The organism is Thermococcus sp. 101 C5 (genome assembly GCF_009372125.1).
Lineage (GTDB): Archaea > Methanobacteriota_B > Thermococci > Thermococcales > Thermococcaceae > Thermococcus_A > Thermococcus_A bergensis.
This window is the reverse complement of the sequence record NZ_WHIZ01000072.1, coordinates 1-8,962: the sequence shown is the minus strand read 5'-3', so window position 1 is coordinate 8,962 and position 8,962 is coordinate 1. Positions and strand designations below refer to the sequence as shown.

Annotated in this window: 9 protein-coding genes and 1 pseudogene; 7 read left to right on the top strand and 3 right to left on the bottom strand. The window is 41.4% G+C overall.

Translation table 11 applies throughout. The features are described from left to right. Nucleotides 1–293 precede the first annotated feature (293 nt). Together GBV73_RS09620 and GBV73_RS09615 are read right to left on the bottom strand one after the other, a co-directional pair. On the bottom strand, nucleotides 294–1,694 hold the full coding sequence (locus tag GBV73_RS09620) for an SWIM zinc finger domain-containing protein (RefSeq protein WP_152881009.1): 1,401 nt from the start codon (nucleotides 1,692–1,694) through the stop codon (nucleotides 294–296). 110 nt (nucleotides 1,695–1,804) lie between these two features. Then, a pseudogene (locus GBV73_RS09615) lies at nucleotides 1,805–2,085 on the bottom strand (zinc ribbon domain-containing protein); the annotation flags it as partial. Nucleotides 2,086–2,196: 111 nt separating this feature from the next. Here GBV73_RS09615 and GBV73_RS09610 point away from each other — a divergent pair. Then, entirely contained in the window at nucleotides 2,197–3,585 is a 1,389-nt protein-coding gene (locus GBV73_RS09610) for an ATP-binding protein (protein ID WP_152881007.1), read from the top strand. Nucleotides 3,586–3,680: 95 nt separating this feature from the next. On the opposite strand, the gene GBV73_RS09605 is transcribed toward GBV73_RS09610, so the two are convergent. After that, nucleotides 3,681–3,845, bottom strand: coding sequence for a hypothetical protein (locus GBV73_RS09605; protein WP_253910349.1), 165 nt, complete (start codon nucleotides 3,843–3,845; stop codon nucleotides 3,681–3,683). Nucleotides 3,846–3,947: 102 nt separating this feature from the next. Between GBV73_RS09605 and GBV73_RS09600 the strand changes: the two genes are divergently transcribed. The 6 genes from GBV73_RS09600 (at nucleotide 3,948) to GBV73_RS09575 (ending at nucleotide 8,869) form a co-directional block, all read left to right on the top strand. After that, nucleotides 3,948–5,303, top strand: coding sequence for an ATP-binding protein (locus GBV73_RS09600; RefSeq protein ID WP_253910348.1), 1,356 nt, complete (start codon nucleotides 3,948–3,950; stop codon nucleotides 5,301–5,303). A gap of 31 nt (nucleotides 5,304–5,334) precedes the next feature. Continuing rightward, entirely contained in the window at nucleotides 5,335–6,321 is a 987-nt protein-coding gene (locus tag GBV73_RS09595; protein WP_152881005.1) for a DUF1616 domain-containing protein, read from the top strand. 242 nt (nucleotides 6,322–6,563) lie between these two features. Next, nucleotides 6,564–6,794, top strand: coding sequence for a hypothetical protein (locus GBV73_RS09590; RefSeq protein ID WP_152881013.1), 231 nt, complete (start codon nucleotides 6,564–6,566; stop codon nucleotides 6,792–6,794). 49 nt (nucleotides 6,795–6,843) lie between these two features. Continuing rightward, complete coding sequence (locus tag GBV73_RS09585; protein WP_225807155.1) at nucleotides 6,844–7,197, top strand: type II toxin-antitoxin system VapC family toxin; 354 nt, start codon at nucleotides 6,844–6,846, stop codon at nucleotides 7,195–7,197. A 216-nt stretch (nucleotides 7,198–7,413) separates the two neighbouring features. After that, a complete protein-coding gene (locus tag GBV73_RS09580; RefSeq protein ID WP_152881003.1) occupies nucleotides 7,414–8,010 on the top strand; it encodes a TasA family protein in 597 nt (198 codons plus the stop codon). Nucleotides 8,011–8,050: 40 nt separating this feature from the next. Then, nucleotides 8,051–8,869, top strand: a complete 819-nt coding sequence (locus tag GBV73_RS09575; RefSeq protein WP_152881001.1) for an HAD-IIA family hydrolase — start codon at nucleotides 8,051–8,053, stop codon at nucleotides 8,867–8,869. Nucleotides 8,870–8,962 lie beyond the last annotated feature (93 nt).

Here is an 8,962-nt window from a genome sequence, read left to right as displayed (position 1 = left end):
TGGGCGACCACCTATTATTTTTCTAATAGGTGAAGTTTTAAGGGTTGCGGGCTTTCATCCCCTCCCTATCGGAAGGGCTTTCCCCGCCCGAATAGATAAATTTGCCTTATAATGTTGTAGTTTCAAAAAAGCCGGCATTAGCGAGAGGGTGTAATCCGATGGAACCCTGCCCCTTTAGGGCGGATAGGAGGTCAGTGGTTGAGAACTTTTCTCAAGCCTCACCCTTCAAAACGGGCGGAAAAGAGGTCGGGTGGTGAGATCTCCAGATTAGATTAGGGCGAGACTTTCAAGAACTACAGCGAGTAGTCCCCCAATATCTCCCATAGTGCTTTCATCCTTGGATGCTTTTTCTTAAGCTTTTTCACCAAGCGCTCGTACTCTTTAGCATCCACCTTTTTAATAAGCTTTAGGAGCTCTGCTGCAAATTTGTAGGCGTTTCTGTTCTTCTTGGCAACCTCAAATTCCACAATCTTTTCAATACTCGGGATTATAGACTTTGAATCATCCCCAATGAGAGAGAGTGCATCCAAAATCGCCTGCCTGGAGAGGGTTCCGGTTATGTACTTTTCGACGGCATCTGGAAATAACTCGATAATTCTATCCTTAAGACCCAGTTCAAGCGCACATAAAAACGCTATGTTTGCATTTTCTTTCTTTAGTATCTCTTCAAAGACCCCAAATCTGCCCGTTGCCTCTATGGCCTCACAAACATAGCTTGTGAGATACCCTACACCATCGCTCGCCGTGTAGAGATCTATAACCTTCTCATATTCCCTCCTTTTGCCAAAGTACTCTATAAGCAAATGATACTCTGAGAATTTCAAGCCGAGTTCCTCCGCAAGTTCTGGATTCACCTCTAGGAGAAGCATTACTTTCTCCCGCGGACTTAAGCTGGAGTTTAGTATAAGCGCCTCGGCCTTTTCTTTCTCTCCAATCTTTGCGAGCAACGGTGCTCTTAGCTCAACGCTCATGTTCTCGGCATTTAAGATATCCTCTTTGAAGAGCTCAGCGTTCCTCAGCAGAACTTCATAGGCGTATCTATAGACATCATCTGGCACGTCTAAAAGCTTAAGGAGTTCTAAAAACCTTTTAAAGTCTTCTTTACTGATGTTTTTCTCTATGACCTCAAACAAGGGTTTCAGTACAATATCTCCATAGTAAAAATCCCTATAGTCGTCGTAAAACCCACCGAAGCCGTAGTAGTGCCTGCATATGTACTTAATCAGCTCCCAAGCGTCTTCCTTTGAAATTCCGCTCTTACTTATCCTGCCCACCTCAACCGCATCTTCATAGGAGAGATATCCCTCAAAATAAGAGAAGAGGTCTACTTCTCTTTTTATTTCAGGCAGAATTTCCGGATTGCTTTTCAGGATTTCCCTTAAAATTTCCAAAATTTCCTCTTTGCTCTTCTCTTTCAGGGATTCGAGGAAAGCATCACCATCGAAAAATTCCCCATTGGAGTATGCAAGAAATGCCGCCACACCATGTTTGCAGTTTCTCCCATAGGGGCATGTGCAAAAGGAGTTCATATTCCTGAGGTCAAACTCAACCCTGTACGTCTTGCTTCCCCTAACCTGTGCGTAAAGTACGTCCCCAATTTTTACAGCACTTAAAACCCTCCCTTCCCTGTAGTACCTTTCTCCCCTCTCAAATACCCTGCTCCCAAAAATCCTTCTTACTTCCCTCAAGCTCATCCTTAATGCCCAAAAACTGGGAGGCGAAGAGGTATAAAAATTTTAGGTTCTTAGGGTGTGTTTATACTGACCTCCTCCCCCGCCTTAGCTAAGGATTCAACGGTTTAACCCTACCCAAAAGCAGGCGGAGAGGTTTGAGGAGTCTCATCAAGCTCCGTGATGATCGGGGTTTTCAACCCTCAGGCCCGGCCAAAGGCCCATTACTCCTCCCTTGGGCATACAAACCGCCCAAGTTCGGGGTTATACTTCCAACAGTCTTCCTCAAAATATTGAAAGCACCAACAAGATCAGCATTAAAGATAAGTCCTGTTGCGGGACACTTAAAAAGCCCCCTAACAAACCTCGCCCCCTTGTGGGGCTTCCCGCAGACGGGGCACGTTTGCGAAGTAAAAACTAGTTCGCTTTTTATTCCTAAAGACATGATAATCTTTCCTATAGTTATAGAGTTCAACCGAAAAATATAAATATCCAGAAACAGGATAATCCTATAGGTGGATAATAAATGAAATTCTACGACAGGGAGAAGGAGCTCGAAGCCCTGGAAAAAAGCTTTAACCTCATAAAAAGGAGGTCTTCCCTAGTTATAATTACTGGTAGACGTAGAATTGGAAAAACAAGACTCGTTAGAGAATTTTTCTCAAGGAAAAATATTCCTTACTTAGACTTTTTTGTATCGGTGAAGGAGGAGTCACTCTTACTTGAGGACTTTCAGGAGGAGATAAGCGAAAAGCTTGGCTATTCCCCAAAATTTGAGAACTTTGAGGATTTTTTGAGCTTCTTGTTCAAAACTCAAGATAAGATAGCAATATTTTTTGATGAGTTCCAGAACTTTCTCAAAATAAACCCCTCCATAATTTACGACCTTCAAAAGTTCTGGGATAAATACAAAGAAGAGAAACGCTTTTTCATTGTGCTTTCTGGATCTTACATAGGGATGATGAAAAAGGTGTTCCTCCTTAGAAAATCCCCCCTGTATGGTAGGAGCGACCTTTATATAGACCTCAAGCCGTTGAAACCAAACGTTGTTTTTCAAATGCTTGATAACCTTGGTATAAAGGACTTTGAGGAAAAAATAAAGTTTTATGGAGTTTTTGGTGGCGTGCCTAAGTATTATGAGTATCTTGAACTATTTAACGAAAAGACTTTCTTCAGCTTTCTGGAAGAGATGCTAAGATTTTCCTCTATTCTGCAGAGCGAGGGTGAGGCTTTGCTCATAGAAGAGTTTGGGAGAACCCACAAGATATATTTCTCTATCTTGGAAGCCATTGCGAACAGTAGAAACACCCTCGTTGAGATAGCAAACGCAATCTCCCAGAAACCCACTACCATAACGAAGTACCTGAAAGCCCTGGAAGAATATTTCAATTTGATTTCAAGAGAAAAACCCCTGCTGGAGAAAAAAAGTAAAAAATCCCGTTATATAATCAACGATTACTTCCTAAACTTTTGGTTTACCTTCATACGAAAGAACCAGAATCTGGTTGAAACAGAGAACTATGATGCCCTAATAAGGAAAATTGAAAATGGCTTCCCCAACTACTTTGGCAGGATATTCGAAAGGGTTGTGAGGGATATTCTCGTTGAACTGAACCAGAGGGGAGTTCTGGAATTCGACGAAATTGGGCCACAATGGGGTAAGAGCAGAAAAGGAAGCTACGAAATTGACCTCGTTGCAACAAAAGGCAACAAAGCTTTGTTTATTGAGGTTAAATGGAGAGATGACGTTAATGGAAAAAAAGTTTTGGAAGATTTAATGGAAAAAGCGGAATTAACAAAATGGAAGGGGGAGAAAGAATTCCTAATAATTGCAAAGAGCTTTAAAAAGAGAGCCCCTGATGCCACATGCTGGGATTTAAAAGATCTGGAAAGATTAATAGCCGCTCAAAGCTAGTCATTGAGAATTATCACATCGAGGTTCTCAAAGTGCTTGTCAAAGACACTCCAACAGCTCTTTTTCGAGATCCTCCCCTTTGACTTTAACCTCAATTATATCAAAGAACTTGGAGAGGTTTGGCTTCTTCCGTGGAAGATTTCCATCCTATCTTCGAGCTCAACAAGTATAACTTCACTCCCCCATTTTTCCCCACTCTTTTGGAATGACAATTCTTCCTTGAGGGTCATCTTTTTGACTATCACTATCAAAATCACCATTTATCCTAGAACAATAAATTCTAAGATATGGTTTTTGGTATCATAAGCAAGGGCGCAAATCTATATTCCATAAAATATAAAAACATCAAAAATTTATATTCTATGGGATATAAGATGTTGAAAAGAGAAGAAATTATTGAGCTGATCAGTGTAGATAATTTTTGGGGCAGGCCTCAAGAGATTGGAATAGAAAGGGATTACTACTTAAAACGGCTTAGCAAACTTGCCAAAGCTAAGGACTTCTCAATATCGATTATTGGAGTTAGAAGATCAGGAAAGACCTTTCTAACAAAGCAGTTTTTGAAAAAAGCCATAGACTCTGGACTTGGCCCCGAACAAACCCTCTACGTAAACCTAGAAGATCCAAGGTTTCACCCTTACCTAAGTTTAGAGCTCTTGGATGAGATCTATCAAGCGTACAGAACGTTTGTCAACAGAGATAAATTTGCGTTGATAGTCCTTGATGAAATCCAAAACATTGAGGACTGGGAAAAATGGGTTCGGAGAGCAATGGAAAAAGAAAACGTCCAAATAATTGTAACTGGATCAACGTCTTCCCTTTTAAAAAGTGAGGTATCAACTGCATTAACCGGACGTTCGCTAACTCTCGAAGTTTTCCCGCTCAGTTTCCGAGAGTTCTTGAAATTCAAAGGGATTGTGGTTGAGAACCAGCTAGACATTATAAAAAACAGAGCTAAAATAGAGAGACTCCTAATAGAGTACCTCCAATTCGGGGGATTTCCAAGAGTAGTTCTGGAAGAGGATGAATTCTTAAAAAGAGAAATACTCAAGGAGCTTTTTGACGGCATCGTAATGAGAGACGTTGTATTCCGGCATGGATTTAGGGAAGTAAATTCAGTCAAACTGGTTGCAGAATTGGCCATAAACTCGTTCTCCTCTCTTAAGAGCATAAGCAGTCTAAGAAATGAACTGGCCGGAATCCTAAAGAGGAAAGTCTCTCCAAATTTTGTTGCGGAGGTAATAGAAGCCCTCAGAGAAAGTTATCTGCTCTTCACAATCCCACCTTTTTCTCCAAAGATAAAAGATGTAAAGAAGTACCCAAAGAAAATTTATGTCGTAGATACAGGATTAGCGACCTCCGTAGCATTAAGTTTCTCCAAAAATCTAGGCAGGTTAGCCGAGAATGCAGTTGCCGTACATCTCATTAAAAAATATGGAGAAAACAACCTGTTCTACTACAAGGGCAAGAGAGAAGTTGATTTCATTATCAAAGAAGGGTTAAAAGTAACAAAAGCAATCCAAGTAACTTGGGATTTAAGAGAAAGCCACGAAAGAGAAGTAGAAGCCATATTGGAGGCAATGGATGTCTTTAATCTTGACAAAGGCCTTATCATAACTGCAAATGAAGAAGGAGAAGAAGCTCACGGAAACAAAAAGGTAAAACTAATTCCACTCTGGAAGTTTCTTCTGGATTTAGAGTTTGCAAAAGAATTTTAAGGCTCCCCTTCTTTATCCCTCCGGTGGTCAAATGAATCTTAGAGATTACTGGGACCTCATAACGATAATCGCACTATCGCTCCTCCTTGACATTCTCATAGCCTTCTACCCAGACAGCCTGCTTAGGAAAGCCCTTGGCTTAGCCTTCGTGCTCTTCTTTCCGGGCTATGTTTTCATAACAGCCCTATTCCCAGAGAAGAAGGAGCTTGACAACCTCGAACGCCTGGCTTTGAGCCTTGGTCTGAGCATTGCAATCGTGCCCCTCATAGGTTTGCTCCTAAACTACACCCCATGGGGAATAAGGTTAATTCCTATCCTCGTGAGCTTAACAATCTTCAACGTAATCTTTGCCCTTGTAGCAATATACAGAAGAGCTAATGCCATTAACCCCTGGATTCCAAGGATAAGCATTGAGAAAATAAAGGAAGAGCTCGAGTGGGAGCAGTCAAGCAGGCTAGACAAGGCTTTGACGGTGATTCTTGTAATAGCTATAATCACCTCCATTGGCACCCTTGCCTATGTTGTAACACATCCCAGGGCCGGAGAAAAGTTCACAGAGTTCTACATTCTTGGCCCAGAGGGAAAAGCCGACGATTATCCCACGGAGCTCTTTGTCGGAGAGAACGGTACCGTCATTCTGGGAATAGCAAACCACGAGTACCGGAACGTTACCTACCACGTCGAGATTTGGCTTGTGAACCTAACCTACGACTTCGAAACGAACAGAACCATTATACATAATATGTACCTTATGGATTACTTCAACGTAACTTTGCCCCACAAGCCAGTTGACCTCGAGAGCAACTGGACGCCGCAGTGGGAGATGAACTACACATTCAACATTGATAAGCCCGGAAAGTGGCAGCTCTGGTTCTTGCTCTTTAAGGACGAGAGACCCCCACTTCCAGAACCGATAAATGGAGACTACGTCCAGACAAACGCCACCCAGAGGATTCTTGACGCGATTGAGGGGAAAATACAGTCCTTGAAGCTCAACATTGAGGTTAGGGAGATTTAATCTTTTGTATCTAATTGTTTATGTCTTCATATTTCTCAGATCCTCCCACTGATCTCTCCCTGCCCTGAAGGGTAGGGCTTTCGAAAGAAACTAGATTCTCTGTCAATGAAACCCACTATACTCACCTGCTGAGGTATTCATCAAGTGAATACAGGAGTTACATGCGACTTCAAAATATTGAGGATATGCGTATACAAAACACTTATATATCTGTATTACAAATATGCTTGTAGGTGAATTACATGGGAAACGTTGTTAGTATTCGTGTTCCACCAGAAATCAAGCGTGAAATGGATAAGCTAAAGGGCGAGATTAACTGGAGTGAGGAAATAAGGAGGTTCATAAAGAAGAAGATAGAGGAACATAAAAAGAGAAAAGCTCTCCAAGAGGTTATAGATTACATCCAAGCCTTGCCTGAAGCACCAAAGGGAACAGCACAAAAGTTAGTGAGGGAGGACCGTGATAGTCATTGACTCCTCAGTTTTTTCAAAGTTTTTGTTAAAGGAGGAAGGGTGGAAAAAAGTGATCCCCTACCTAGATCCAAGCTTAGAGCCACATGCCGTAGACATGTTACTCATTGAGACAACAAATGCTGTGTGGAAATACATGAAAAAGTACAAGGTAATAACGAGAGAGCAAGCCATGGGACTTTACAAACAGATGACAAAACTCATAGAGGAGAAAATTATAACTCTGGAGCCGGGGAAGAAATATTTGCAAGAGGCTTTGAAAATTGCTATGGATTATGACATTTCCATTTATGACAGCCTGTTTTTGGCACAGGCTAGAAATCTAAAAGCCGAGCTGATTACAAGCGATAAAAGACAAAGAGAAGTAGCTAAAAAAATCGGACTGAACGCAATTTACATAGAATAAAGCCCACGAGAGAAAAAAGCGGGCTAGCCCCACACTGCTTATTGATATGATTATGATCTATGGAAGTTGAGCGAATTGATAGCCAGCGTTTATGCTTGCCTTTTGAAGTATCTTTTTAGTTCGGTAGTTCTTAAAACTATATTGGGTAACATTAAAACGAAAATATTTTAAGCATATTTTACTTGAACAGATTGTAAAAATCTTTGGGTGAGAACCATGAAAAGAGAACTGTCTCTCATATTTGTGGGCCTTTTAATCGGTGCAATGGGACTCAAGATAGGGATGGCAATTTTCAGCGACATAAGTCTTTCGGAAAAGAACGAGATTTCCACTGGAGAATTTGACGTTAGAATAAGCAAGACGGGAACCAGTTTTTACAACGACTTAAAACTTTTTGACTTCGACGATTTAAAACCCGGAGATGAAGTAAAAGCTGAGTTCTACATAAAAAACAGCGGAGACTTCAACATCTCAAGGATAATATTAATCCCAAGCGTTCAGGACTTAGAAAGCGGAGACCTCACAGATGCAGAAGCAAAGATAGACACAACTCCAGATGTAGGCGAGCTCAGCAAAAACCTCATAATTGAGTGGATAGTTGTAACGGTGAAAAATCAGACCTATACGCTAAGCGATTACTCAGGAAAAACTCTATTTGATTTAAACAATCAATCAATATCCCTACTTACCTCCCCTCTCGCACCATCGGAAACGCTCAAAGTTTCAATGTTCTTCCTCGTAAACCCTGATGCAGGTAATGAAATTCAAAAAGACCTATGCTTGGTTTCCCTTCAAATTTACGCGGAGCAGTGAATTTTTAAATTCTCCCTTCCTTTCTTTTGTGGTGCTGGTTATGATTGGAATCATCTTTGACATGGACGGAGTGATTTACAGAGGAAAAGAACCCATTGAAGGGGCTAAAGAAGTCATTGAGTTCTTAAAAGCGAATGGAATTCCCTTTGTTTTCCTCACGAACAATTCCACCAGAAATGCAAGAATGTACAAAGAAAAGCTCCAAAAGATGGGGATTGACGTTGAGGAAGAGCAAATAATAACTTCCGGCCATGCAACAGCTAAGTATTTGAGCAGAAACTTTAAGAGGGGCAACGTTTTTGTAATCGGCGGGGAAGGGCTTGTGGAAGAGATAAAATCAATAGGCTGGCCTGTAATAAGCGTTGAGGATGCAAAGGAACGGTGGAGGGAAATAAAATACGTTGTAGTTGGCCTCGACCCCAAGCTGACCTACGAGAAGCTCAAATATGGCTGCTTGGCCATAAGAAATGGCGCGCTCTTTATAGGAACCAACCCAGACACAACGTATCCAAGTGAAGAGGGTATTCTGCCCGGGGCCGGCTCGATAATTGCCGCTCTAAAAGTCGCAACAGAGAAAGAGCCCCTCATTATAGGGAAACCAAATAAACCTGTATTTGAGGTCGTGAAGGAAAAGCTCAATGCTGATGAAATCTGGGTGGTTGGAGATAGGCTTGACACGGACATAGCTTTTGCAAAGAGGATAAACGCCAAGGCGATAATGGTGCTCACAGGAGTTAACACACTTAAAGACATTGAAAAGAGCGAAATAAAACCAGATGTGGTTATGCCAAGCATAAAAGAGCTCATAAAATACCTTGAAGCCTACTTAGAACAGCAAGGCCAAAAAGTGAGTGAATAACATAGCTCAAAGAATCGGGGCGTGTTTAGTTTCACCCCCTGTTATTTAAACAGTATTTGACTCTGAGGAGGATTTTCAGACCATAACACATTA